Source organism: Paenibacillus sp. 01T443, assembly GCF_056398325.1.
This window is the reverse complement of the sequence record NZ_JBFTPE010000003.1, coordinates 215,477-242,128: the sequence shown is the minus strand read 5'-3', so window position 1 is coordinate 242,128 and position 26,652 is coordinate 215,477. Positions and strand designations below refer to the sequence as shown.

Sequence of the window (26,652 nt, the reverse complement as noted above, 5' to 3'; positions counted from 1 at the left end):
TGACGGCGGTCGTCAGCTCTTTTTCTTGTTCGCTGTGTCTGTTTATTGTGAATCCCATAAATCATTTCTTTTCGGATAATAGCGTGAATTCCAATTAGCCATATTATAATTGGATTCAAAAAGGATGCTGGCTGACCAAGTGTTGGAGCTTGTCCGTACAGAGAAATCATACAAAATTTCGCCATGCGACCATTCCTTCCTGTACTTCAGCGACTCAATTGCCATTTGCTTAAAGGCTTGGACTTGAACCGCTGTAAGTCCCTTATCCCCACTCTCAAACTTTCCGTTTTTGCTTTCAATGGGATGATGTCTTACCCCGAACTTTCCTACCGCATTATTTCTTACATGAATTAATACCGTACCGGCAGTAGCGTTAGTCAGTTCACCTTCAAGCTGGCGAAATACAAATTCTACTTGACGAGCGAGTGATGTCGAATCCGTTTGCATACAAATTATCCTCCTTTATGATTTATTAGGTATGAGTTTCCATATAGGTCTCAACGCATATTATATAGTTCATTTCTATCATTTACAATATATTATTCAACATTATTTTTAAAAATTCGATTATTTTCGACCAATAAATAATGTTTAATGCTTATTTTTTACATATTTAAATAAGATAATCAATAATGTGCAAATACGAATTGAATCTTTTGGACTAAGATAGCCGCTATATTAGTTCTGTCGCCTGGCTCCACCTGCTTTTTCCAAATTTAAAATCGGTATTTAGGATATTTGAACCATCATTTATAAATAACAGTAAATCGAATAACTAATTACGATTACCGCTAATGGTATCATTTTCTAATTTGCGTTACACCGAAAACGTATTTGGTATTTTCCGAAAAGGCGCTTGCGGGCACTAAATATTTATACATTTTGCAAATCGACAATTATAGACCAATTTCGCGGGTGGTGCTATAATATGGATAATCTAATAAAAGGAGCGCTTACATAATGATCCAATGGTACTATTCGCTTTCCGTGCGCAATAAGCTGATGATCACTTCCTATCTGAATTTAGCAGTGTTCGCCCTCATTATGCTTCTCGTTTTATCGATATCTGGCGGCTCTCTTCTTACAGGCATTATCGTCACAATCATTATGGCAATCGCTACGTTTCCGCTTGTTTCCTTTATTGAGAAATCGATCAACAATTCCTTCGATGAAATCAAAGGAACCGCACTTCGAATTTCCAAAGGCGATTTCACCCAAAAAATCGACACTAATTCCTCTTCCGCTTTAGGGGAGCTGGGACATTCCTTCAACAGCATGATTGATAAGCTTCGCGACATCCTGACGGAAACAACAAACATTATCCGTCACGTGTCCGATACGAGCCACAGCATCTTTGATAAAAACAATAATATCCAAATAGCTATGCAGCAGGTTGCAGCCTCCGCCAACGAGCTTGCGACCGGGGCAAATGAAATTTCCGAAGATGTATCGGATATGAGCGAGTCGATCAATGAAATCGAAGAGAAAGTGTCCGACTATGCTTCCTCTACGAAAGAGATGAACACACGCTCAGAACAGACGCTGCAGCTCGTAGACAAAGGCATGAAGGCTCTGGATGTACAAGCCGAAGGTATGCGCCGCAACGTGGAAGCCACGGAAAAGGTATCGGCTACGATCGAAGATCTCGCAAGCAAAGCGAAGGGGATCAGTGCCATTACTACGACCATTTCTGATTTAGCTGAACAAACCAACTTGCTTTCCTTGAACGCTTCCATCGAGGCAGCAAGAGCAGGCGAACATGGCCGAGGCTTTGCTGTTGTCGCCCAAGAAGTCCGCAAGCTCGCGGAGGAATCCAGCGCTTCAACCAAACAAGTATTCCAGCTGGTGAAGAGTATTGATGAGGGCATCAAGCATACCATCAGCAACATGAAAACAAACGAAGAGGTCGTTAAGCTGCAAACCGAGCACATCAAGGAATCGGAACTCGTATTCTCGGAAATCGTTCAAAGCGTACAATTTATTACGGACAAAATTTTTGTATTCTCGMAGGAAAGCGATGCGATGCTTGAGAGCGCCCGAAAAATATCCGGTGCGATCCAGAACATTTCTGCGATTACGCAGCAATCCGCTGCAGGCACCGAACAGGTTTCTGCTTCCATGAACGAACAGATCGCGTCCGTGCAGGCGGTTGTGGAAGAAACCGAACGCATGCGCACGATGGCAGGCCAGCTCCTAAGAACGATTAGTGTTTTCAAAATGAAATAAATTTCGCTTCACGAATTAAGTGTATACAAGCGTAAACGGCTGTCGCCGTCCTCTGTGGCAAAAGCTGACGTTTCGCGGTGATATATAAGCACATTTATAAGTGAAAACTTATAAATTCTTATATATTGAAAAAAGACCGTAATCAAGCCCTCTTATCGCGGGTTGATTACGGTCTTTTTAATTCGACTGGCACCATTAAGCTTGCTGCTTAGCTCTATACTCTTGCCGGCGCTCCTCGCGTTCGCTCTCTTTGATTCTCGGACAGGTATAGCAATAATAACCGCCGTCTACGTGATAATACAAACAGCAGGAAGATTTCAGGCGAACCTGCTTATCTGGATTATCCATCGCTTCTGTCATACGGAACTTTACATTAAGCGGATTTTTGTTTCGTGCGAAAACCGAAGCCTCAAGCGACTTCACAAGCTCAAAATTGTTGTGCGCCTGCTGCTTTACCTGCTCGCTCACATCCATATCCATCAGTCGGTCATAGCCGTAAGCGAGCGAGGTTGGAAGCTGTCCCCAGAGCATGCCTACCTGTAAGGTGCCTACCTTGGCAATGGATTCAAAAATCGGCAGTACCGTATGCTCAAAAAAACCGCTGATCCTGTCCTTCGTCCAAGCCGCGTGTTCATGTTCCTGCTCAGGTGCAGCTATGAGATCCGTTTGATTCAAATAAAAATTAGTTGCCGTATATTTATATCCGTTATAGTCAGCCGTATAAATTTGAACCGTAATATTATCTAATGATAAGTCCAAGGTCTTGTTCCATGCTGAGAGCATATAAATCAAACCTAGCATCGGTCCGCGAAACCATCCCGCCGTATAGACTTCTCCTACAGAAGGATCATTTCCTTTTACTAAAGGAGTATAGATCTCCAATAGCCGCTTCATTTTATCCTCATCCAGTAGATCCGTTGCGGGACAGCTGAATAAGAGATCATCCCGTTTTTTTACCGTCAGATCAAAATTACTCTCCAGCAGCTCCAGCATTGCTTCATTCATCGATGCAATCGTCCTCTCATCCCCATACATGTACAATAATTTGGCATTAAAATTATTATACCGTATGCGATAATGATTATCAATTACATTAAGCCATATTGACCGTAAGCTCTCCCAGCTGCTCGATATTAACGGTCACTACATCGCCTGACTTCAGATATACCCGTTGATCCTTGGGATAGCCAATGACGACACCTTCAGGCGTTCCCGTTAAAATAACATCCCCGGGCACAAGCGTCATATGTTTGGATATGTAGCTGATAATGGCGCTACATGAGAAAATCATATCAGCTGTATTGGAATTCTGCTTCTGTACCCCATTCACGCTGCAGGAAATCGTTAGCTCATCCGGATTAACCACCTCGTCGGCAGTCACAAGATACGGTCCGATCGGCGCGAAACCGTCGCAGCTTTTCCCAAGCATCCATTGCGAAGTACGGCGCTGTAGATTGCGTGCGGATAGATCATTTGCGCAGCTATAACCAAAAACATAGTCAAGCGCCTCGGTTTCTTCAACATTTTTGGCTGTTTTACCAATAATAATGGCTAGCTCTGCTTCGTAATCTACCTCATCACTTGTAAGAGGAAGCTCGACAATATCACCATGTGCGCTTAGAGAATTGGCAAACTTATTAAACAGAATCGGTGAGGTGGGAATTTCCGCTTTCGTTTCCTCCGCATGCTTTCGGTAATTCAAGCCTACACAAATAATTTTTTGCGGATTGGAAACGACCGGCGCATACGTCAGGCTCGATTCCGCCACCAAGTAGGCAGGGTTTGCTTCTTTTTGCACAGCTTCTCTAAGCGCTTCCAATTGTGCTCTTACAGCCTCGCCGCCTAAGAGAGCAGCTTCCATTGACCTAGGCGCAGCTATCCCTATTGCCTGTGATGCGGCTGCAATATCGATAACACCTTCTTCCGTTTTCATCCCAAGCAATACATCATCCGAGAGTTTAAACTGCAGCAGCTTCATAATCATTCTCCTCCTATATAACGAGCATTATATATTCATCTTAAGCTTCCTCTTTTTCCTTGTAAAGTGCATGAAAGAAAGGTTCTTGGGTAAAATAGCGGCACAGCTTTTTATTCTCAATCATGGGGACGGGACTGATAAGGTATGCGAAAAAAACAGCATCAAAAATGGCTGGCTGCTGCAGGCCTAGCTTTGCTCAGTATTTTATTGCTTGGAATTTCGGCTGACGCGTATGCCGCGTCTGCCAGCGGAAAGCAAGCAGGGCAATTCGCGCCCGATAAGGAAAAAAAGAAGCGCCGAGCTGCCTCCATGTCATGGGTAAAGCTTCACCAGCAATTTCCGAGCACCTTTTTATTAAACGGCCCGCGTCATTCGAAGCGGATTGCACTTACCTTCGATGATGCCCCTGATCCGAAGTACACGCCGATGATATTGGATATCTTAGCCCAGCATGATGCTTGCGCAACCTTCTTCATCGTTGGAAACCGTGCATCTCATTATCCAGCGATTGTGAAACGGATACATAACGAAGGACATATCATCGGCAACCACTCATACGACCATGCTGTATTATCCACGCTTACGTTAACGAACTATCAAAAGCAAATTTGGCGTACTGATGCCATTATTACAAATTTAATTGGCTACTCTCCTCACTTCATCCGCCCGCCCTACGGCGAACTGATGCCCCAGCAGGTGAAGTGGAGCAGGCAGGCAGGCTTTTCCATCGTCAATTGGGATGTTGATTCCGTCGATTGGAAAGATAATCCTAGCAGCGACTTGATTCTGAAAAACATAAAAAAAACGCTTCAACCAGGCTCGATTATTCTCCAGCATGCCGGAGGCGGCGTGGGCCAAAATTTATACGGAACGGTAAATGCGTTGCCAAATCTTATTAGGCAGCTGCGCGGCAAAGGTTACGAGCTCGTCACATTGCCTGAGCTGTTAGGTCAGCCAGCTGCTCGCTAATAACAAAAAAACGGCAATTCGCTCCTAGGAGGGAATTGCCGTTTTTACTTTTTCTGCTTATTTAAGAATAAACACTTTTACATTTTGGAAACCAAATGATCTCGCTTGGCTCGTTACCCCAGGAACGAAAATATCGATGCGTTTACCTTTGATCGCACCTCCGGTATCCGTAGCTGTTGCAACCATGCCTCCTTGAGGCAGTCCATTATAGTCGTAGCCCGTCACATAAAGCTTCGTGCCGAGAGGAATGATCTTAGGGTCTACCGCAATCGTGCCAACCTTAAGCTTATCGCCAAAATAATCAACTGCTCCCCATTTGCCATTTTCCGATGCAGCTGCCGTATAGGCTGTAGCTTTTACGGAAAACGATTTGGAGTAAGCGTATTCTTTACCATTTATCGCAGTAACCGTCTTAGAGGAATCGTTAACGGATGCTTTCATTGTCATTGTCTTCTTTGCCGCAGCCGCTTCCGTGGTTGGAATGTTCAGCTTCATGCCTATCGATAAATTGAGAGGATTAACTTTTGGATTCGCTTCCATCAGTGCATCCAAAGGGACCTTATACTGCTTGGAAAGCTTCCAGAATGTATCATTGTCAATCGTCGTATGTGTTTTTGAAGCTGCATCTACCGTTCCTGCCGCCATCATAACGGATAACCCAATTACTGCTGCTGCTAAAGTGCGTTTTTTAAACATGCGGTAAATCCTCCTGTGCGCTTCCGAAGTTTCACAACTTCGATAGCGTTATTATAAATATCGTTAAGGGCGCTGGGCGCCCTTAACATGTGCTCTTGTCCAATATTAAACGGGACAAACTAGCCGATAAACATTTGTACCCATTCGCCGTTTACATAACCGACACCGATTTTAGTAAAGTTTTGGCTCAAGATGTTGGCTCTGTGACCTGAACTGTTCATCCAAGCTGTCATAACGTCTTGTGGAGTCTTTTGGCCGGAAGCAATGTTTTCACCTGCATAAGAATAAGTTACGCCGTAAGAACGCATCATATCAAATGGAGAGCCGTATGTCGGCGATGTGTGGCTGAAGTAATTATTAACATCCATATCTCTTGCTTTTTCCGTAGCTACTTTCGTAAGCAAAGCATCATTTTTAACTGCCGATAGTCCAGCTTTCGCACGTTCTTGGTTGACTAAATCGATGACTTGGGATTGAAATGCGCTCAAGCTACCTCCAGTAGTCGTTCCTGTTCCTGGGTTAGTTGTAGTGCCTGTACCTGTGCTAGGTTTCGTTACTGTGCCGCTGCCAGTACCTGTGCTCGGCTTTGTTACTGTACCAGTTCCTGTACCCGTACTAGGTTTCGTTACTGTACCAGTTCCTGTGCTCGGCTTCGTTACTGTACCAGTTCCTGTGCTCGGCTTCGTTACTGTACCAGTTCCTGTGCTCGGCTTCGTTACTGTACCAGTTCCTGTACCAGTGCTTGGCTTTGTTACTGTACCGCTGCCTGTCGTTGGCCATTTGATTGTGCCGCCCAGCAGCTGGTTAATATCTACTCCGTATCTATCTGCAATCTGCTTGATTGTATCTTGACTAATCGTAGTAATCATTGGACAGTTGGAGTATGTTTTCACAGCCGGTGCTGCACCTGCAGTTGGAGCTGTAAATCCTGCGCCGATTACGGTTGCTGCGATTATACTAGCGACACCTACACGTATTGGTTGCATCTTCATGAATAATTCCTCCTAATAAGATAAGTTTTTTTATACAAAAGCGACGTACGCTGATGCTTTATGAAGCAGCGCATTCGTTTTGTTTGCGTTTCGTTCTTCCCGACGCCACTTATCTTACCATGGGGTTTTGGCCGTTTCATGACACAAAAACTGGAATTAACGTGAAAATGGCCTGCAAAACAGCACGGTTACTGCTTTATGAGAATATACTCATCACCAAAAATAAGCGTTTATAGCTGACCGCTGGCTTTGCGCAGTTCATTAGCCAAACGATGAATTTCGTCTCGTTCTGCCTTTGTACTAGCGGCAAACCAAGCAGGCGACAGCCAAGTAGAAATGATTTTGTTTGCGTCGGCAGGACTCATTTGGATATCTCTCCAATCGCGAACAAGCTCTAGGAATGAAGCTTTATTCACTGAGCTTCCTGGACATGTTTTGGCCGGATTCAATTCACGGTGGAACTTAATTTTTGAATCTGGCAGCTTCCACATTGTTGCGATATGACTTGTTAGCTTTACCGCTGTTGCAAGCTGAGCACCCTCAAGCTTCTCCGCCCCAATGTCAAAATTCCCGATCATCTCGAACATGAACGGATGGATACGATCCTTGTCGGCATCGTTGTAGCCTACCGAGGAGGCTGGTGCTTCCAGCAGCGATCTCCCTTCCCATATATACCCGTCAGGATCGACCGTCGCATGCTGGGCGATATCGCCCCAATTTTGAGTGACGGCATGAAAACGCCACATCGCTTGGATAATTTTCATTTTATCCGCTGCTCTGCGGTAATCCGCAATCGTGGGCTTCCAGGTCCCATGCACATGTACCTGCGAGAACTTTACCTTTAAGTGAAACGGCTTCAAATAATCAACATATTCCGCATAAGTAAACCTACGGAAGTTTTTGCGTTCTACAGCCATCCAGCATCGCTTCCTTTCGGTAAAACAATTATTATTATCCTATGCTTAAAAGCGATGACCCGAAACGGCAAAAAAGCAAAAAGCAGGCCATTTGCAGATATGGCCTGCTTCTTACATGGAATATTCCTCTTTTTATTATCTCGTGCCTAGCTTGACGTTACCTACTTCCGACTTGATATCGATCTTAATATCGCCGCTGCCGATCTTGCCATCCACGATGCTTTTAGAATCATTGGAATCGGAGAAGCCCTCCCACTCGACTTTGCTGCTGCCAACATCCTTTTGGATATAAACGGCTGCGGAAGCAGGCTCCTTATCTACATTAACTGTGATGTTGCCCGTATCTGATTGCAACGAAATATCATTCCGCAGTTCGGCTGTCTCGATACGCACATTACCCGTGTCCGTTTCGCCCTTTAAAATACCTTCTCCATCTGTGAAGGTTACATTGCCCGTGTCGGTTTCGAAATCGATTTCCGCGAAGCTGTAGTTAGTAACCTTCAGATTGCCGGTATCCGCCGTAATATGAAGCTTGCTCCCTTCCAGCTGATCAAGAACAATATTACCTGTATCTGTTTCGATATCAATGGTATTCCAAAGCTTTTCCGGCAGTTCAACTGTCATTTTCAAATTAACGATGGAGATACCAATAGTAAAGCTGTTTTTCGTATTTCCTTCGATATATAGCGTATCTCCCTTTGTTTCGGCTGTGAAAATAATTTTGTCCAATGATTTTTTGTTAACATTACCATCAAGCTTGATTTGAATATCCTTTGATGTCCCTCGTACAAAAGTAACGTTAAAAGTATCGGTCTCCGCATGAATCGACCGGATCGCTGAGGCATCCACCGTCTTCTCCTCTGAATATGGATCTCCTTTAAACTTAACTAAATCGCTTTTATTGAAAACAAAGAATGCACATAGCACACCGATTCCAAGCATAATGAGCGCAACAGCCGCCAGTTTCTTCATTTGATATTCCCCTTTACAATTCTTGTATTGAATTTCAAATATTTTAAAGTCATTTTATAGAAGGAGGTTGTAAGTGCCTTTAATCCTATGACTAGCAAAATCGTTATCGAGCTGCTGATCAAGCCAAGCGTTAGAGCCTGAGGAATGGAGAACGTGCCGTTCCATAAGCTTTCGACCACGATTCCGATACCGGCGATACCGATCGCAACCGCTGATGCCCATAAAGCGATGATGACCGCTGCAAGAGCCAGATAAGGGCCTAATATGAATATAATATTGAATAAACCGAGGCTTACCGTTGCAAAGACCGCCTTCGAGAGCTTTCCGAAGCTGTTATTTTTCTCCGCCTGCACCACCCGGTATCCGAGCAACAGCTCATTGGCAATCATTCTTGGATCGCCCAGCTCGCGCGCCGCATCATCTTCACTTTGACCGTTCTCAACCGCCTGCTGAAAGTGAATGTAATAATCATACAACCACTCTTTTCGCTGAGGCTCCGGAATTACTTTGAGCATACTTTCAAGCTCTAACATATATTGATCTCTTGTCGTCATGGTTTTAGACCTTCCTCTACAATTTCATTTACGGCTTGAGTGAAACTTTCCCATTCGGCAATCAACCTGCGCATATGGCTCCAACCTTCCTGCGTCAATTGATAATACTTGCGTGGAGGTCCTTCGTTCGACTCCTTCAAATAAGTTGAGAAGTATCCGTCCTGTGTCAATCTGTTTAACAAGGGATAGACGCTTCCTACAGCTACCTCGAATTTTTCGGATATTTTGACCGCAAGCTCATACCCGTAACGGTCTCCTCTTGTTGCCAAGACCAAAACGCAAATTTCGAGTACGCCTTTTTTAAACTGAATGTTCATTTCCTGTCCCCCATATGTGAACTTTAGCTGATCCGCTTCAAAAATGTATATGAAGCATAACTTACTATTCACCATTATAGAATAGCGCGTCGAGGTGATTTACTCTTTTTTACAATTTACCACATACTATTCTACAATGCAAGATAGTGTTCAAAAAAGAATACCTCCGACATTACAGCCTAAGCCGTCTATCGGAGGTATTCCTTATCTTAGTTTACGCTTATGAACTTGCCTGTCGCTTGTGATTCAAATGCGCACAAAATTACTTTTAAGGATGCGCGGCCGTCTTCTCCGCTAACGGCAGGAGTCGTGTTCGTTAGAATGCTTTCCAAGAACGCATTAACAACGCCGCTTGATTCTTGTTTATCATTTGTGGAGATCGCGCCAACTTTATGCTTCTCAACGGTGCCGTTACGCAATTCAACGATAACTTGATCGTCTGGATGCGTACCGATTTTCATAACGCCGTTCTCGCACCATAGAATTGTGCTGTTGTCCTCGCCTTTGTAGTAGGTCCAGCTAGCTACAAGCGTGCCGATCGCGCCGCTCTTCATGCGAAGCAAGCAAGAAGCGTTATCGTCAACCTCCGTGCCTTTTTTGTCCAGCGTGCCCACAAAGCCGGCAACCTCTGACACTTCATCATCCAGCATCCAGCGGATAAGATCGGATTTATGAACGCCTAGATCGCCCATAGCGCCCATGATTGCTTCCGGTTTACGGAAGAACCAGCTTGCTGCGCCATCAATGCTCCAGCCATCCGGTCCTGGGTGACCGAAGGACGTGCGGAATGTAAGAACTTTTCCAAGGATGCCTGATTGCAAAACTTGCTTTGCCTTCACATGCGGCGGCATAAAACGTTGGTTGTGGCCAACCATCAGATGAACGCCGTTTTTCTTAGCCGCTTCGATCATCTCTTCTGCTTCTTCGTCGGTAACAGCCATCGGTTTCTCAACCAACACATGAGCGCCCGCATTAGCAGCCGTAATGGACATAGAAGCGTGAAGCGCGTTTGGCGTACATACGCTCACAGCATCCGGCTTAATTTCAGCCAGCATCGTTTCATAATCTGCGAAAGCTTTGCCGCCGTGAAGGTTAGCGTAAAGCTCTGCGCGTTCGATAATCGGGTCTACGAATGCAACAAGCTCAACATTCTCGTGTGCGGCATATTCCGGGATATGACGGTATTTCGATATGGATCCGCAACCTATAACTGCTACGCGTACTTTTGACATTGATATTTTCCCCTACCCATTCTGAATTAGATTATTTGTTTAAATAATTTGTTTTCATCCATTCCATGCTCTCCGCAACGGCTTCAAGCGGCGGATTCGCGCATGTGTCCTGCTCCACGATCAACCATTCAACCGATGCGTTCGAAGCAGCATTAATGATACCCAGCAGAGGCAAATCTCCGCGGCCCAGCTCAACAGTATCGATTTGCTGCCCTTTCTCGCCCGCGCGGAAATCCTTCAGATGCAGCAGCGGCAAGCGGCCTGCATATTTCGCAATATAAGCCAAAGGATCAACGCCCGAATATTGCACCCAGCCAATATCCATTTCAACCTTCAAGTACTGCGCATCAATACGCTCATACATCGCATCAAATACGATTTGTCCGTCGATTTCCACTTCAAATTCAAATTCATGATTATGATAAGCGAATGAAATGCCCGCATCACGGAAACGCTTCCCATATTCTTCGAATTTCACGAGATGGCTGCGCCAAGCTTCGGTATCGCGAGCATCCGCCGGGAGCCATGGACAAATCGCATATTTTGCTCCGATCGTTTGAAGATAAGCAATCTCTTCGTCAAGGCGCTCTTCAAGAAGTTGTAACCCGATGTGGCTGCCGATTGCTTTCAAGTTCAACTCTTGAAGCAAATCGCGCATCGTTTCGGCGGGGATATCTCCGTAGCCTGCAAATTCTACGCCCTCATAGCCCATTGCCGCAACCTGGCGAAGTGTGCCTTCGAAATCCTGTGCCGTAGCATCCCGTACTGTGTACAACTGCAAACCAACATTCATTCGTGTCATGTGAGCCGCGCTCCCTTATATCTCTTATTTTGATGTATTTGATTTTGTTTTCCGACTTTCATTATATCGACAGTTACATACGAAAAACAGCTATTTTATTAACATTTTCTTATGCGATTTTGGTCAATGCCTAAATTTTTGACGAATAAATAGGAGCAGCTCTAACGTGTCCGCTGACGGACCGTGAAAGAGCTGCTCGTTTATGGTTTAGATGTTGATTGTGAATGCCAGCTGCTTCGATCCTGAAGCAAATTGTGCAACACTGCCTTTTACTTCCGCTTGCGCGCCGTCTACCGAAATGATATCGCCTAGACCTTTAAGCGCAAACGAGAATGKTTTGCCGCTGCCGTCAATTTGAACAGAGATTACTCCGCCTTGGCGGCTAGCCGTTACAGTCAGCTCCGTAGCGCCTTTTACATCGCGAACCGTTGTTGCTGCTGTTTTTCCGTCCTCGAGATTATGAAGCTCAAGCGAAACGCCGTCCGCATAGTCATAATCAGGACGAACATCGTTAGCGCCAAGCGCAATGATCGAATTCGGACGAACGAATAGCGGAAGGCTGAAGAAATCATATTTCTCCTTGCGCCATGCGCCTCCCTCGATAATTTCTCCGGACAACAGATGCGTCCATTTGCCTGCTGGCAAATAATACGTAACATTGCCTTGCTCGTTAAAGATTGGAGCTACGAGCAGGGAGTCGCCAAGCATATATTGACGATCGAGTATTTCGCTTGTCGGATCCTCAGGGAATTCAAGCACCATTGCACGCATCGATGGCAAACCCAGCTCCGTTGCTTGTACAGCCGTATTAAACAGGTATGGCATAATGCGGCATTTCAGTTTCGTGAAGAAGCGCGTTACGTCAACCGCTTCCGTATCGTACGCCCAAGGCACCCGGTACGATTTGCTTCCGTGCAGGCGGCTGTGGCTGGACAGCAAGCCAAATGCGAGCCAGCGCTTGAATACATGCTCAGGTGCCGTATTTTCAAACCCGCCAATGTCATGGCTCCAGAAACCAAAGCCTGAAATACCTAACGATAAGCCGCCGCGCAAGCTCTCTGCCATCGACTCATAGTCCGCGTAGCAGTCTCCGCCCCAGTGAACAGGGAACTTTTGGCCGCCGGCTGTAGCAGAACGGGCGAACAATGCCGCTTCGTTTTTGCCCAGCTTCTCTTCGAGCACTTCAAATACAACTTTGTTGTAAAGCTGCGTGTAATAGTTATGCATCTTCATTGGATCAGATCCGTCGAAGTAAGCTACATCCGTTGGAATCCGCTCGCCGAAGTCCGTTTTGAAGCTGTCCACGCCCATATCTACAAGCTCGCGCAGATAGCTGGCATACCATTCGCACGCAGCAGGATTCGTGAAATCAACAAGCGCCATACCCGGCTGCCATAGATCCCACTGCCATACATCGCCGTTTGGTTTCTTCACTAAATAGCCGTTTTGCTTGCCTTCTTCGAACAAACGCGAACGCTGAGCGATATAAGGATTAATCCAAACGCAAATTTTCAGTCCTTTTTCCTTCAGGCGTGACAGCATGCCGACTGGATCCGGGAATACCCGCTCATCCCATTTGAAGTCCGTCCAGTGGAATTCGCGCATCCAGAAACAGTCAAAATGGAATACATGCAGTGGTAAATCGCGCTCTGCCATACCGTCAACGAATGAATTAACCGTTGCTTCGTCATAATTCGTTGTAAAGGACGTCGTCAGCCACAAGCCAAATGTCCATGCTGGCGGAAGCGAAGGCTTACCTGTCAAATCCGTATATTTACCCAATACTTCCTTCATGCTTGGACCGTCGATAATAAAATATTCGAGCGATTCGCCAGCCACGCTGAACTGTACTTTTTTCACTTTCTCCGACGCGATTTCAAACGATACAAGCTCGGGATGGTTGACGAATACGCCGTATCCCTTGTTTGTAATATAGAAAGGCACGTTTTTGTAAGATTGTTCGGAACTTGTGCCGCCGTCTTTGTTCCATAGATCAACGACTTGTCCATTTCTGACGAATGGCGTGAAGCGCTCGCCTAGTCCGTATACCCACTCGCCAACACCTACGTCAAGCTCTTCGCRCATGAAGGTATTGCCGTTGTTTTCTTTAATATAAGCCATCGATTTTTGCGTGCTGCCCGTAATGCGTTCGCCGCCGCGGTAGAAATCTACTGCCCATACCGGGCCTTTGCGTATATGAACGCTCAGATTACCGCTGGTTAGAACGGCCTCGTCGTCATTTTCTTCAATTACAACATGATTCCCGGTTTGTGAGGAAAGCTCGAATACCGGGCCGCGCTCATTCACGCCGGCATGGTGCACAAGCTTTACGCCGATAATGCCCGGCAGTGGAGAATGAAAATGTACCGTCAACAGCATCGTATCCAACATATTAGACCGTGTTACGATTGGCTGCGGCGATGCATAAGCCGTCAGCTTGCCGTCCTTTTGCTCAAAATCATGTACTTGCACTGCTCCTAATACTTTGTATTCATCACGAATGAGCCAGTTGCCGTCTGTAAATTTCATGGACTGAACCAACCTTCCTCTTTGGTTTTATTTGCATTCCTACATAATTGCATTATACTGATAATTAATCAGACAAATCTAACAGAATAATGCTCAACTATAGCACTATTTTGATGATGTGCCTCTTACCCTTCCAACTAACACGTCTCAAGCACAGGAGGCCCTTTCGAAATGGATCAAACAACACGTCACTCATTAAAGGAAGACCGTCTGCATGGTGACAACATGTTTCCGCTTGCCGCTTATTGGATTGAGCATGAAGAGTCTGGCGTACCCGTACTGGATTGCCACTGGCACGCAGAAGCAGAATTTTTTTATGTACTTGAAGGCGAAGTGCTGTTCCAGGTAGATACCGATTATTTTCCCGTTCGGGCCGGTGAGGCTGTGTTTATAGACGGCGGCGATATCCATGCTGGACATGCCCTTGGCGATCAAGCCTGCTCATTCTGCGCGATTGTGTTCGACACCCATTTGCTTTCAAGCGCGAGCTATGATGCTGTGCAAGAACGTTTTATCTCGCCGCTTCAAGATAAGAAACGAACATTCCCCAGGCATATTCAGCCTAACACGTCATGGGGAAGCGCCCTGCTTCAACACCTGCAAAGCATTATGAAGATCTGTCAAAACGAGTCGCCGGGACTTGAGTCTGCCGTGAAAGGACATTTTTATTTAATGCTCCATGAAATTGCAGCTGAAGGCTGCTTCTGCAACCGCAGCGAGACAAGCACGGCCGACACGACGAAGATTGACAGACTGAAGAAAGCCATTGTTTATATGCAGCAAAATTTCCACCGTCCCGTCCGCATTGTTGAGATTGCAGACCAAATCCCAATGAGTGAGGGACAGTTTTGCCGATTCTTCAAAACCATGACAAGGCAAACGCCAATCGAGTATTTGAATGCCTACCGGATTAGGCAGGCAGCCGAGCTTCTGCTGCGGCCCGAACTTAAAATATCGGCTGTAGCGCTCGATGTCGGCTTCGATCATATCAGCTACTTCGTTAAAGTATTTCGCAAAATGATGAAATGTACACCTTCCCAGTTCCGTAAAAAACAGCTGGAAGCACCGGAACGCCGAATTTGATTAGCAAAAAGGCAGGATTTGATGACATTTTGTCAAAAGTTACAGCTTTGTAACCAAATACTCACCGAATTTTAAGAATTATTTAATAATTGTCAGTTACACTAGTGAAAATAAAAAAAAATCCTTCGCGGGATGGAGGTCCTTACTATGAAAACCATGCTGATGTTCCAAAATAAAACGATACCCGTCTATTTGACCGATACAAATAAACAAGCCATTGAAAAGCTGTCCGCCGTACTGAACCGAAAGCTGACTACAGGTAAAAACGCTCTTAAAACATGTATCAAATCGCTGATTAGCGTTGAAATTGTAGGCAGTGAAGCGACTCTGCATTCCTATTTCGAACGCGATACCCTGACTATTTCCCTTTACTAATACAAATCTGTTCTGCTTCGGCGAGGCTTCGCCGTCATATATAAGAAACTAATTTTTGTGGCTTTCTAACAGCAGCACTGCACAATGGATTATGATGGGTGTAAACACAAGTAAAGAGAGAAGCAAGATTTTAATTTGCTTCTCTCTTTTTTTATTGCATTCCTCTAGGTAAGCTTTCCAAGTATCAGGAATAGTGAACTAAAAAGTTGTGTAATTAACTTTCAGATTATATAATAGGAGCAAAAGGACGGAATGAGGCGCTTTTTATGAACATCGAGGTTACCAGCCGCAATTTAAAATTTCTTGAATGCTTTTCATCGGATACTCGAATTAAAATCATCGAATTGTTGAACAGCAAGCCCATGAATATTAAAGAATTGGCAGAAGCGCTTGGGATTTCGTCAGCAATCGTAACCAAACATATACAAAAGCTTGAGGAAGCTTCTATTATAACGACAGAAAGCGTACCGAGCTCGCGCGGCCGCCAAAAAATATGCCACCTGACGCTTGAATCGGCCACGCTGCAGTTTCGCGTGAAAGAGCAAGCGGATCAAAACCGTTATGCGGTTTCCATTCCCATCGGACAGTACTCCTCTTATGAGGTAAAGCCGACCTGCGGCCTGACTTCGGATACAAAAATCATCGGAATGGTCGATGATCCTCGCTATTTCTCCGATCCCGAGCATGTAAAGGCATGTCATCTCTGGTTCGGAAGCGGCTATATCGAGTACCGCATACCTAATTACTTAGTCGGAAAACAAAGCATACGAAGCATTTCCGTCTCGCTCGAGATTTGCTCGGAAGCCCCGCACTACAACGAAAATTGGCCCTCAGACCTTTCCTTCTACTTGAATGACGTTTGCATCGGGGTTTGGACCTGCCCAGGGGATTTCGGCGCAGTAAAGGGAGTTTATACTCCAGCCTGGTGGGATCTCGGTACGCAGCATGGCTTGCTTAAACAAATTACCATCGATGCGGAAGGCTCCTACATCGATGGCATTCGAATGTCCGACCGGACGGTCAAAGATCTTGGCGTTGGGTTCAGTGAAGATATCCGGTTCCGGATATGTGCGCCTGAAACGGCCACGCACAGCGGCGGATTAAGCATGTTTGGCAAGCAGTTCGGCAATTACGACCAAGATATCCAAGTCTACATCGCATACTGACATGACAGCTACGGCCGAGCGGCCTCCGTATTCCCATGAACCTGATCGCGGTAAAGCTTCGGCGACATGCCGGTTTCATTTTTAAATACGCGGTTAAAGTGCCGAATATTGGTGAAGCCGGTATGTTCAGCGATGGCCGCGATTTTGTTATCGGTTTGAGCCATTCGCCGTTTGGCCTCTTGGATTCGAATTTCGGTTAATCTCTCTACAAAGGATTTCCCTGTCCGCTGCTTGAACAATGTGCTGAAATAAGCCGCATTCAAGTAGACGGAGTCAGCAACCTCCTTTAGTGACAGTGCCTTAGCATAGTGCTGCTCGATGTACCGAATCGATTTTTCTATCGGATCATGCTCGGGCTGCACCAAGTTTTCGTTGATACATTCCGATAACCGGACAAGCAAACGCGAACACTCCTCCGTAAGCTCCTCGCGCGAGGATATGGAACAAATATGAAACAGCACCGCTTTCATATCCTTGATCCCAAGCCATTGTTTCGTAAGCCCAAGCTTGCCTGCTGTTTCATAATAATGAAGAAGCAGCTTGCAAAGCTGCTGATGCACGGTCTCCGGCGTAAGCGCCTTATTGCAAAGCTCGCTGACCAACGCCTGCGCAGCCTCAGCCACCTGACCCAGCTTCCCCTCGTTCATCGCCAGTTCAAGCTTCTCCCAAGTCAATGATTTTATCTCGCTGTAGAAGCGCTCATTCCGAGCCATCTCGTTATAAGCGAGCACTTTATCGCCGCCAACAATAAGCCGGTGCAGAAGGGCGATTTCCGCTTCATGATAAGCGCCCGATATCGACCTGAAGCCTTCGGCAGCCGATCCGATACCGATCGTAACCGTCATATTGGACAACGAGGTTATTTGTCTGCGGATGGTCTCTCCTATTTCTCTCACATCAAGCATCGCCTGCTCCCCGTTAGGAATATTAAGCAAGGCTACGACTTCCGTCTCCGACATGATGAAGCAAAAGCCGTTCGTTCTTCTGCTCAGCACCTCCTGAACAAGCTGTTGGATATATAATTGAAACAAAGACGGATCCGCCTGATTATAGCGCTTGCTTCCGATTGAGTTTTTGTCGAGCTTAATGACCATACATGTAAAAAACGGTTCCTTAAAATCAATGCCAATCGATTGAAGCAGCTCCAAATCCGCTTCATTCACGCTTCCTCGCAGCAAGCCTGTGATGAGATGCTCGCTAACATGCTGACGAATCTGATGTTCTTTGCGATGGGATTTGCTAACCGGCATGTATTGCCTCTGCTGAAGCTTTACGTTCTCTCCAAGCAGCTTCAGCACCTTAGCCAGTTCCTCTCGTTCGATAGGCTTCATGATATAATCTTTTGCGCCTTGCCTCATCGATTGCTGGATATATATAAAATCGTCGAAGCCGCTTATCACGACACATAAAATGTTCGGAAATCTTTCGCGCAGCATTTGCTGAAGCTGAATACCGTCCATGCGAGGCATTCTTATATCCGTCAGAACCGCTTCAGGCTTCAGCTCCTCGACTAACTGCAAAGCCTCATAGCCGTCCCTCGCCTCTCCGACAACTTCCCAATCCGGATCGAGATCCGCTATCATTTTGCGTAAGCCTTTGCGAAATATGGATTCATCATCTACGATAACGATTCTAGGCATGAGCATTTCCCTCCATGTAATCTAGCTTTTCCTGAATGGCCGGCAAAGTCAGCATCACCTTCAGCCCTTGATACGGCATGCTCTCAAGCGTTAAGCCATACGGCTCACCGTATTGAAGTACAATTCTTCTATGCACGTTTAGCAGTCCGTTGCCGGAGCTCCCCCCGAGATCCTTCGAATGCTGTAATCTCCTGCGTATCGCACCCAACTGGTCCTCCGTCATCCCGATGCCGTCGTCCTCGATCACGATTCGCAGCAGATTTCCATCCAATTTGCATGATAAAGTGATTTTCCCTTGGCCAATCCCTTGGTCGATTCCATGATTAATGGCATTCTCGACGATCGGTTGGATCATTAAAGGAATGACTTTGCAGGTGAGCGAAGCTTCGTCCCGCTCTAGATGAAATGCGATCCGGTCCTCGTAGCGCATTTTTTGAATCGTCATATATCCCATTACATGATCAAGCTCATCCCGAAGATTAACACGTTCCTTTTGTCCGCTTAAGCTGTAACGAAGCAGCCTGCTTAAATTGTTCGTCATCTTTACGACTTCTTGGTTGCCTTCAACCTCTGCGTACATACTGATCGAGCCAAGCGTGTTGTACAGAAAATGAGGATTGATTTTACTTTGTAAAGCGGCAATTTGCGCGTCCTTTTCCCGAATTTCGGTTTCATAAAGCAAGTAGCCAAGCTCGCTCAGCTTGGAAACCATGGTATTAAACGCTTTTCCCAAATGGCCCACCTCATCCCACTGCTTTACAGGGAAGGACACAAGCAGATCTCCCCGTTCCACCTTTCGCATGAGCTTAATTAAGCCTCGCAGCGGCTTCGTTATCCGAAATGCTAGATATACAGACATCAGCATGGCTAAGCCTACGCTAATAATGCCAAACAGCATAATGGAATTGCGTATAATAATGCTATCCTTCATCAGCTCATCTACCGGGACGATCCCTATCGTTGTCCAATTGGTAATGGATGAGGTTACATAAGAAACCAGCTGTCGCTCGCCGCTTACAGTTGAATGGGTAACTCCTTCAGAGAAATTGTCGTCCATTAAGCTTGTTATTTTCTCTATTGGCTGCGATGGATCTTTGCCGACGACGATACCTCCGGTTTGGTCAGCAATATAGAGAGCTTCATGGCCTCCAAGCGTAACCTGTGACAATATCTTATGAATGACCGAAGGATCAACATCAATGACGATATAGCCGAGCTTCTTCCCGCTGTCAAAGCTTCGCAGCTCCCTGGCAATCGAAAAAACAGAAAAATCCGTTCCGCTCGTAGACTGAATAGTATGCGTGGCGATAAAGGTCGATTGCCCGTTGCTTACTTGTTCGTTTTTTAGCCAGAGCGCGTTTTCATCCAGCCGGTATGTCGTGACATATTGACTCTCTGGCAGCACCACGTACGATGCGCCGTTTTCCCCAAACAGCGATACGCCGACAATATCGATCCGACCGTTCAAAAACACTTGGGAAACGAAGCTGTTTAGCTGCTTAATTTCCTCTAACGTCAGTGCTTGGCCATGGGACTTCTTGCTTTCTAAAAACGTAATAATCTGCTCATATTGATAAGGCATAAGCGTTAAGCGATCCAGCTCTGCCATATAAGTATCGAGGTTAAGCGTCAATTGCTTTAGCGTTTGCAGCTGATAATCGCCAACCTTCTGCTCCAGCGTGACGGCAAAACGGGTAAAAGCGAAATATCCCATGACACTGAGTGGGAGCACGACGAGTATGAAATTAATTAAAATAAGCTTCCGTGCCAGCTCTTGGTTTTTGAACCACCCAATCGTCCTGCTTATCCACTTCATGGTTATCTCCTTACTTCTTCAGCTCGTTGTTCACCCGCTTCACGGCAGCCTGCAGCGTTTGCTCCGGCGTTTGCTGAGAATAATTCATTTTTTCGAATTCTTGAATCAGGATTTCTACAATGGACCATTGCCTAACATGGCGAGGCCAATAAGCAACATAATTAGCCGTTGCGGCATACGCGCTGCGATAGTTCAAGCTGTTAAACGGCTCGCTTGCAACAACCTTCGTCATGCTTGGCACATGACCGGCCTCCGCCCACATTGCGCCATGCTCCACGCACCATTTTGCAAAGGTTAGCGCCGCCCGCTTTTTTTCATCCGTCATGGCATGCTTTGTCGGAATCGCCATGGTATGCGAGTCTCCCCAAACCGCTGCTTTATCGAACAATACCGGCATCGGAATTACGCCAAAATCTAAGGCTGGCGCTTTCTCGAAAGCACCAGTTCCCCACATCCCTGTAATGAGCACTGCAGCTTCGCCGTCATAAAACAGCTTAAATGAATCATTGATATTCGGGGGAATCAGCTGCTTTTTGTACAATTGATCCACGTAGCTTAAAGCTTTTAATGCTTTTGGATTGTTGAATATCGCTTCAGTGCTTTGTTCATTATAGAAGGCCCCGCCGCCATTAATCTGATTATAGAGGCTCCACCAGAGCCAGACGGAGTCAATCCTCGTACTTGGCTGAGCCATCGGCGCTATGTTTGGCGGTAAAGAATCTTTCAGCTTCTGCAGGAAAGCAGTAAAGCCTTCCGCACCGATGTTAATTAACGGTTTATCGCTGGCGTCCAGCAGTCCTGCTTGGCGCAAAAAGCTTTTATTGTAATACATAACCAAGGCATGCGTGTCTAAAGGCACCGCATACGGGTTGCCGTCGTATACAATCGAATCGAGAATATTTTTATTGAAGCCCGTCCAATCGAGTTCAATTTGCTTTGCCGGCTCCGTCAGCTTCTCAATATAGCCGTTTTGAACGAACTGGGGGAGGCTCGTTTGATGCAAAATGGCCAGATCCGGTGCATTCCCAGACATAATGGCGGTTTTTAATCTCGAGTAATAGTCATCCAATCGGGAATTGACTTGTACGACCTCGATCGCTTTATTTTCCCTATTGAAACGATTGACCATTTCCGTCATGAACTGGTTATCGCCGCCGCTGAACGGTGTCCAAAATTCCAATCTTACCGTAGAAGTCACCGCTCCATCCTCGGACGGAACTTCCGTTTCTTTGGAAGCACAGCTGGTCAAAGCTGCGATTAGGAGACCAATAGACATATAGATCAACCACTGTGCTCCCCGTTTCTTTGTTTGCATCATGAGGCCTCCGTTGCCTTTGTTTTATTCCATACCTTATTGCGTTGCGGAGATGATATCCAAAACATCTACTTCCAGCTGTCCGGTTGCATCTCCGATGTTCAGTGTGTTGGCAGACCCGTTAAGCTTCACGCTTGCTTCAATTTCTGCAAATTGATCGCGCTCGCCAGCAGGCACGGTCAGCTTTTGAACGCCACCGCCATTTACTTCCAGTTGAAACTGCTGCTCGCTGCCTGTTGGATTGGCAACTTTCAAACGAATAGTATAGATTCCTTTTACGGGCACCCTTACATTTTCGAATCGTATAGCCTCCTTGATCCCTTTCAATATAAGAACAGAGCGGCCATTCGACCTTAATGGGCTCTCCATCAGCTCGCTGTCCATAGAAAGCTGGGCGTATTCGGCTTCAAACCGAAGTATCTCAACGGCGATGATACTTTTGATTGCATGCTCTCCATGAAGGTCGATACGATTTAGGCCTTCGTCCAGCATAAGCTCCGCGTAGACATAACCAACCTCATTCGGTTTGGTCGGTGGAAGTATGATCTCAGATGCAACTGCTTCATTTGCGCCAACCTGCAATTGCAGCGCCTGCTCGCTTTCATTGGTATAATGCAAAAGCAAGGGCGATTTTGCTGTAATCGTCGAAGGAATACCGCTAAAGGATAAAAGCTCTTCTCCCGTGCTAACCCCATGCTCTGCTAGAAATATACCCGACCCGGCCGGAACCTCGATCGCTGTATTCAGAGCTAAAGGTTTCCCAAATGCGGGCATCCCGTCAGCCTGCCATTCGATTCGCTGGGCACGCGCCTTTCGGTTGTTCCAGCCGTCTGATTGTCCGCTGGTAGCATGATAGACGATCCAATCCTCAGTCCCGTCAGGTGAACGGACGAAGGTATTGTGACCGGGACCGTAGACCTTGGCTTCCCCATTCATTTGCATGAGCGGCTCCTCAGCTTTTTTCCATTTGGAGGCATCCAGCGGATCTGCGCCAGAATCAAGTGCAAGCAAGCCAATGCTATAAAAGGGAGTCCAGCTGCCCGCTCCGGAATAAGCGATAAACAATCGTCCGTCTTTTTTCAAAATCGCCTGCCCTTCATTGATAAACGGAGGGCCGCCGGCTTTTTCCCAATCGAGATCCGGTTCGCTTAACAGCACCCTCGGACCGCTAATCGTATACGGATTGCTCATTGGCGCTATATAAGTATTTTGCTGTATGTTCAGATCGCCTTCCCAGCCAGACCAGACGAAATAAAGCTGGTCATCATGCTCAAGCGCAAGGCCGTCAATCGCCCATTTGTTTGTCGAATCCGTTACTTGTCCTTTGAAAGCATAGCTGCCCATCGGGTCATCGGTTTCAGACTCCAGCGCATACATGCGATGGTTCTCATTATTCCCGTTATCGGCCGCGAAATAAATATAATACTTGCCTTGGATATATTGAATTTCCGGTGCCCATAAATTAGCAGAATACATCGTATCAATAGGTGGGTACCAGACAACCTTGCGCTCCGCTTGATGAAAGTCGAGCGTTCTTGATTTCATGATCATAATGTCGGTTCCGTTATGCGTGAAGGTCATATAATAATAGCCATCCTGATAGAGGATACTTGGATCGGGTGTATCGATCGGCGCCAGTGTGTTTTTGAATGTTCCGCCATGCCCATTATAAACGCCGCCCGTCTCGGTGTCATGGTTCGTTTTATTCATGATGAGAACCCCCAATATTAATGTGATAATAGATACAATAATTACGACGTTTAATGAAATGCGCTTTCGTATCCCTTTCATGCTTTCCCCCCGCTTACACTCGTTAATGTACAGAAAGAGACCTGTAAGGCAAGGTCTCTTTTTGATGCTGTATATTCCTTCTGATTGAATCATGCATGCTCTTATTTAACAGCCGATTGCGTAATCGCCTTCACGAAGGAGCGTTGCCCAAGAATGAAGACGATAACGACCGGAAGCGTTGCAACGGTTGTCATTGCCATCAGCTTGCCGTAGCTTTGCGTATAGCTGCCTGTTGCCATCAATGCAATCCCTGCTGTGATCGTGCGCATCTCGGGTGAGGTCGTCGCATAAAGCGGCCAGACGAAATCATTATAAATTCCCATAAACGTGAAGATTCCCAGTGTAACCATAATCGAAACCGCGGAAGGCAATAAAATACGCGCGTAAATTTGCCATTTATTCGCGCCGTCAATACGTGCTGCCTCCTCTATTTCCTTAGGGAAAGAAGCGAAGAACTGGTAGAGCAGAAAAACGCCAAACGCTCCGGCGGTTGCCGGCAAAATCAGCGCAGGATACGTATTGATCAAATTAAGCGCATTAAATTCCAAATACATCGGCAGAAACGTCAGCACGCCTGGAATCATTAGCGAAGCGATAAACAACGACAGCATTATTCTTCGGAGCGGCAGATCATTTAATCGTGCCAGCGCGTAAGCGGCCATGGAATCGATAATCAGAACGACAGCGGTTCCGATTAATCCRACCGACAAGGAGTTCATTATCCAGCGAATAATCGGAACGTTCATTAATTCCCCGTTGATGCCTTGCACGAAATTATCGACCGTTGGCTTTAACGGAAAGAAATTCATTTTTCCGGACAAGGCTTCAAAATCATTTTTAAACGAAGTCGAAACCATCCAAACGAGCGGCAGCAGGAAAAATATCGCAACGATTACAGCCAGCAAGACGAGCCATAGCTTTCTCGTTTTCACCATTTAAACCTCTCCCTTTCTGCCATTCGTAAGCTTAAACTGTACGATTGAAATGATAATGATGAGCAATGCCATTACGATAGCCATAGCCGAAGCCGAACCGATCTCTTTGCGGATAAAGGCTTGATCAAGCACATTGATGAGCAGTACTTTCGTTGTATCGCCAGGTCCTCCCCGCGTTAGCAAAAACGGCTGAGCATAGATATTAAAAGAAGCAATCGTCGATGTAATCATGACAAACAGCATAACCGGGCGAATCGACGGAAGCGTTATTTTCGTAAATTTATGCCATGCATTCGCTCCATCGATCGAAGCGGCTTCATAGAAATCCTCTGGCACCTCGTTTAATGCGTTAATGAAAATAATCATATTGAACCCGATTGTCCACCAAAGGGTAGTGAGAATAAGCGAGATCCAAGCCCAAGGCGTATCCGTGAGCCAAGGGATGCTCGTAATGCCAAGCTTCGCAAGCATGCTGTTCAGAAAACCGGCGTTCGTATCAAACATCATCAGCCAAATCACAGCCATGACGGACGCTGACAGCGCATACGGAAGGAAATAGAACGTTCGGAATAACCCGCGAATTTTTGCTGGCAGCGCATTAATGAGCATTGCAAGCGCCAAACCTACGACAATTAAGAGCGGAACGGAAAATAAAACAAATTGGGCAGTGACCCATAATCCCCTGAAAAAAATATCATGAATATAGGTGCCGGGCGTTAAAATATTAATGTAGTTGGCGAGCCCGACGAATTCATGCTCCTTCGACAAAAGCTCGAAGTTGTGGAGACTGATATAAATGCCGTACAAAATCGGGAACAAAAGAAAAATGCTGAAAGCAGCTAAGTAAGGAAGTATGAACAAAAACGATGTGAAACGTGATATAAAAGTGGTTTTCAACCGGAGTCCCCCTGACGCATTGCGAATTTTCCATTCCTTGCAAGCGTAACCTTAGAGGATGGGAACGGACTCTGCTATCCCCATCCTCCTCGTTACTTTTTAATCAATTTGCGTTATTTCTTAAGCGCTTGCTGAGATTTGGCTGCTGCATCGTCAAGTGCTTTTTGCGCATCCTTTTTGCCTAACAAAGCATTATTCAGCTCGCCCCAGATCGGCTCAGAAATCGTCCCCCAGTTCAATACATTCGGTGCGAATTGTACGTATGTGAAAGCAGAGGCTACATTGCTTTGGAATTCAAGCGCTTTGAAAGCATCGCTCTCAAGCATCGGTTTCGAGGCAAGCGCTTGGCCGGACTCTGCCCAATCCATCGAATTCGTCGATACATACTTCAAGAAATCGCCGATACCTGCCGTTACTTTTTCATCCGTTACGCTCTTTGGAACCACGAAGCCGTGAGATCCCGCGAATACCGCTTGCTTAGCCTTGCCGATTTGAGGCACCGGTGCGACACCATAGTTGAGCCCTGCTTCGTCAAACTGCGATTTCATCCACGGACCGTTGAATTGGATTGCGTTCTTGCCCTGCAGGAACAACGTGTTTTCGCCGTCCTGCTGCACATTGGCTGGGGAGACGCCGCTGTCTACCATACCGCGCAGCCACTGCACCATTTCTACGGCTTCCGGAGAATTGTAAGCAACTTCCGTTCCGTTCCACAGCTCGCCTCCGTTTTGCCATACGAGTGTCGGGAATATAAATTGCTGAGGCCACAAGGTTGGAACGGCATAGCCGTATACGCCCTTGCTTTTATCCGTCAGCTTCTGAACGGCATCATCAAATTCCGCACGGTTCGTCGGTGCGGCTGCAATGCCCGCTTTCTCGAACAAATCCTTGTTGTAATACATCACAAGCGGATGAATATCCAGCGGGATGGAATACCATTTGCCGTCAAGCGTCGAATATTCCGTAGCCGCTTCCGCAAAATCCGCTTTATTGATACCTGCGCCTGAAGCCATATCGTCAATCGGCTGCAATTGGTCTTTGCTTGCGTAAGTCGGTACTTGGTCAACGTGCATAATCATTAGATCAGGGCTTTCTTTACCCGTGCTTAGCGCTACGTCCAGCTGCTTGTAATATTCTCCATTTGGCTGGATGACGAAATTTACTTTGTATTGGTCTTGGGAGCCGTTATATTTATCTACGATCTTCTTCATAAAGGGGCCATCAGAGCCGGAGAATGGCGACCAGAACAAAATATCCGTCTTTTTGCCGCTGCCGGAATCCTTCCCTCCGTTTGCCGTTTGCTCTCCGCCGTTGTTGCCGCCATTATTGCCGCCGCTGCAGCCTGCAGCAATCAAAGCAACGATAGATACCATCAGAAGCAGCATTGAAAACTTATTGCGTGCTTTGCTCATTTTTTTATCCCCCTAAAAATGATGTTGGATAGACGTTT

General features: G+C 46.2%; 24 protein-coding genes. 5 read left to right on the top strand and 19 right to left on the bottom strand.

The annotated features are described in order from the left end of the window. Positions 1 to 42: 42 nt before the first annotated feature. The gene (locus AC1DLI_RS05540; RefSeq protein ID WP_308994364.1) at positions 43 to 447 is read right to left on the bottom strand and encodes an O-methyltransferase; all 405 of its coding nucleotides are present in this window, start codon (positions 445 to 447) and stop codon (positions 43 to 45) included. Positions 448 to 963: 516 nt separating this feature from the next. On the opposite strand from AC1DLI_RS05540, the gene AC1DLI_RS05535 reads away from it, so the two are divergent. Beyond that, a complete protein-coding gene (locus tag AC1DLI_RS05535) occupies positions 964 to 2,226 on the top strand; it encodes a methyl-accepting chemotaxis protein (protein WP_477600656.1) in 1,263 nt (420 codons plus the stop codon). Between the two features lie 195 nt (positions 2,227 to 2,421). On the opposite strand, the gene AC1DLI_RS05530 is transcribed toward AC1DLI_RS05535, so the two are convergent. Both AC1DLI_RS05530 and AC1DLI_RS05525 read right to left on the bottom strand, forming a co-directional pair. After that, positions 2,422 to 3,231 carry a (2Fe-2S)-binding protein gene (locus tag AC1DLI_RS05530; protein WP_477600404.1) on the bottom strand — a complete coding sequence of 270 codons (810 nt, stop codon included), beginning with the start codon at positions 3,229 to 3,231 and terminating at the stop codon, positions 2,422 to 2,424. Positions 3,232 to 3,319: 88 nt separating this feature from the next. Then, the gene (locus tag AC1DLI_RS05525; protein WP_477600402.1) at positions 3,320 to 4,204 is read right to left on the bottom strand and encodes a fumarylacetoacetate hydrolase family protein; all 885 of its coding nucleotides are present in this window, start codon (positions 4,202 to 4,204) and stop codon (positions 3,320 to 3,322) included. 144 nt (positions 4,205 to 4,348) lie between these two features. Between AC1DLI_RS05525 and AC1DLI_RS05520 the strand changes: the two genes are divergently transcribed. After that, on the top strand, positions 4,349 to 5,173 hold the full coding sequence (locus AC1DLI_RS05520; protein WP_477600400.1) for a polysaccharide deacetylase family protein: 825 nt from the start codon (positions 4,349 to 4,351) through the stop codon (positions 5,171 to 5,173). Between the two features lie 57 nt (positions 5,174 to 5,230). On the opposite strand, the gene AC1DLI_RS05515 is transcribed toward AC1DLI_RS05520, so the two are convergent. The 9 genes from AC1DLI_RS05515 to yicI all read right to left on the bottom strand — a co-directional run bounded on the left by AC1DLI_RS05515 (position 5,231) and on the right by yicI (position 14,184). Continuing rightward, a complete protein-coding gene (locus AC1DLI_RS05515; RefSeq protein ID WP_477600398.1) occupies positions 5,231 to 5,869 on the bottom strand; it encodes a 3D domain-containing protein in 639 nt (212 codons plus the stop codon). A gap of 119 nt (positions 5,870 to 5,988) precedes the next feature. Then, positions 5,989 to 6,861 carry a CAP domain-containing protein gene (locus tag AC1DLI_RS05510; RefSeq protein WP_477600396.1) on the bottom strand — a complete coding sequence of 291 codons (873 nt, stop codon included), beginning with the start codon at positions 6,859 to 6,861 and terminating at the stop codon, positions 5,989 to 5,991. 230 nt (positions 6,862 to 7,091) lie between these two features. Then, positions 7,092 to 7,778 (bottom strand): peptidoglycan recognition protein family protein, encoded by a 687-nt coding sequence (locus AC1DLI_RS05505; protein WP_477600394.1) that lies wholly within the window; start codon positions 7,776 to 7,778, stop codon positions 7,092 to 7,094. Between the two features lie 135 nt (positions 7,779 to 7,913). After that, on the bottom strand, positions 7,914 to 8,750 hold the full coding sequence (locus tag AC1DLI_RS05500) for a DUF4097 family beta strand repeat-containing protein (protein WP_477600392.1): 837 nt from the start codon (positions 8,748 to 8,750) through the stop codon (positions 7,914 to 7,916). Beyond that, positions 8,747 to 9,304: an HAAS signaling domain-containing protein gene (locus AC1DLI_RS05495; RefSeq protein WP_308994355.1), complete on the bottom strand. Its 558-nt coding sequence runs from the start codon at positions 9,302 to 9,304 to the stop codon at positions 8,747 to 8,749. Before AC1DLI_RS05495 ends, AC1DLI_RS05500 begins: the two co-directional genes overlap by 4 nt. Further along, positions 9,301 to 9,621: a PadR family transcriptional regulator gene (locus AC1DLI_RS05490; protein ID WP_308994354.1), complete on the bottom strand. Its 321-nt coding sequence runs from the start codon at positions 9,619 to 9,621 to the stop codon at positions 9,301 to 9,303. Before AC1DLI_RS05490 ends, AC1DLI_RS05495 begins: the two co-directional genes overlap by 4 nt. A 209-nt stretch (positions 9,622 to 9,830) precedes the next feature. After that, a complete protein-coding gene (locus AC1DLI_RS05485) occupies positions 9,831 to 10,853 on the bottom strand; it encodes a Gfo/Idh/MocA family protein (protein ID WP_477600389.1) in 1,023 nt (340 codons plus the stop codon). 31 nt (positions 10,854 to 10,884) lie between these two features. Then, a complete protein-coding gene (locus AC1DLI_RS05480; protein WP_477600387.1) occupies positions 10,885 to 11,655 on the bottom strand; it encodes a sugar phosphate isomerase/epimerase family protein in 771 nt (256 codons plus the stop codon). A 207-nt stretch (positions 11,656 to 11,862) separates the two neighbouring features. Continuing rightward, on the bottom strand, positions 11,863 to 14,184 hold the full coding sequence (gene yicI / locus AC1DLI_RS05475) for an alpha-xylosidase (protein WP_477600385.1): 2,322 nt from the start codon (positions 14,182 to 14,184) through the stop codon (positions 11,863 to 11,865). Positions 14,185 to 14,355: 171 nt separating this feature from the next. Between yicI and AC1DLI_RS05470 the strand changes: the two genes are divergently transcribed. The 3 genes from AC1DLI_RS05470 (at position 14,356) to AC1DLI_RS05460 (ending at position 16,808) form a co-directional block, all read left to right on the top strand. Continuing rightward, positions 14,356 to 15,267: an AraC family transcriptional regulator gene (locus tag AC1DLI_RS05470; protein WP_477600383.1), complete on the top strand. Its 912-nt coding sequence runs from the start codon at positions 14,356 to 14,358 to the stop codon at positions 15,265 to 15,267. Positions 15,268 to 15,414: 147 nt separating this feature from the next. Further along, positions 15,415 to 15,642, top strand: a complete 228-nt coding sequence (locus tag AC1DLI_RS05465) for a 3-dehydroquinate dehydratase (RefSeq protein WP_308994349.1) — start codon at positions 15,415 to 15,417, stop codon at positions 15,640 to 15,642. 266 nt (positions 15,643 to 15,908) lie between these two features. Continuing rightward, positions 15,909 to 16,808, top strand: a complete 900-nt coding sequence (locus AC1DLI_RS05460; RefSeq protein WP_477600381.1) for an ArsR/SmtB family transcription factor — start codon at positions 15,909 to 15,911, stop codon at positions 16,806 to 16,808. An 8-nt stretch (positions 16,809 to 16,816) separates the two neighbouring features. Here AC1DLI_RS05460 and AC1DLI_RS05455 read toward each other — a convergent pair whose 3' ends face one another. The 7 genes from AC1DLI_RS05455 to AC1DLI_RS05425 form a co-directional block, all read right to left on the bottom strand. Next, positions 16,817 to 18,448, bottom strand: coding sequence for a response regulator (locus tag AC1DLI_RS05455; RefSeq protein WP_477600379.1), 1,632 nt, complete (start codon positions 18,446 to 18,448; stop codon positions 16,817 to 16,819). Beyond that, entirely contained in the window at positions 18,441 to 20,264 is a 1,824-nt protein-coding gene (locus tag AC1DLI_RS05450; protein ID WP_477600377.1) for a cache domain-containing sensor histidine kinase, read from the bottom strand. The genes AC1DLI_RS05455 and AC1DLI_RS05450 overlap by 8 nt, the downstream gene beginning before the upstream one ends. Positions 20,265 to 20,274: 10 nt before the next feature. Then, positions 20,275 to 21,579, bottom strand: a complete 1,305-nt coding sequence (locus AC1DLI_RS05445) for an ABC transporter substrate-binding protein (protein WP_477600375.1) — start codon at positions 21,577 to 21,579, stop codon at positions 20,275 to 20,277. 36 nt (positions 21,580 to 21,615) lie between these two features. Beyond that, a complete protein-coding gene (locus AC1DLI_RS05440; protein ID WP_477600373.1) occupies positions 21,616 to 23,289 on the bottom strand; it encodes a family 43 glycosylhydrolase in 1,674 nt (557 codons plus the stop codon). Positions 23,290 to 23,471: 182 nt separating this feature from the next. Then, the gene (locus tag AC1DLI_RS05435; protein ID WP_308994343.1) at positions 23,472 to 24,305 is read right to left on the bottom strand and encodes a carbohydrate ABC transporter permease; all 834 of its coding nucleotides are present in this window, start codon (positions 24,303 to 24,305) and stop codon (positions 23,472 to 23,474) included. Continuing rightward, on the bottom strand, positions 24,306 to 25,202 hold the full coding sequence (locus AC1DLI_RS05430; RefSeq protein ID WP_477600370.1) for a carbohydrate ABC transporter permease: 897 nt from the start codon (positions 25,200 to 25,202) through the stop codon (positions 24,306 to 24,308). A 113-nt stretch (positions 25,203 to 25,315) separates the two neighbouring features. Further along, positions 25,316 to 26,614, bottom strand: coding sequence for an ABC transporter substrate-binding protein (locus tag AC1DLI_RS05425; RefSeq protein ID WP_477600368.1), 1,299 nt, complete (start codon positions 26,612 to 26,614; stop codon positions 25,316 to 25,318). Positions 26,615 to 26,652: the final 38 nt, after the last annotated feature.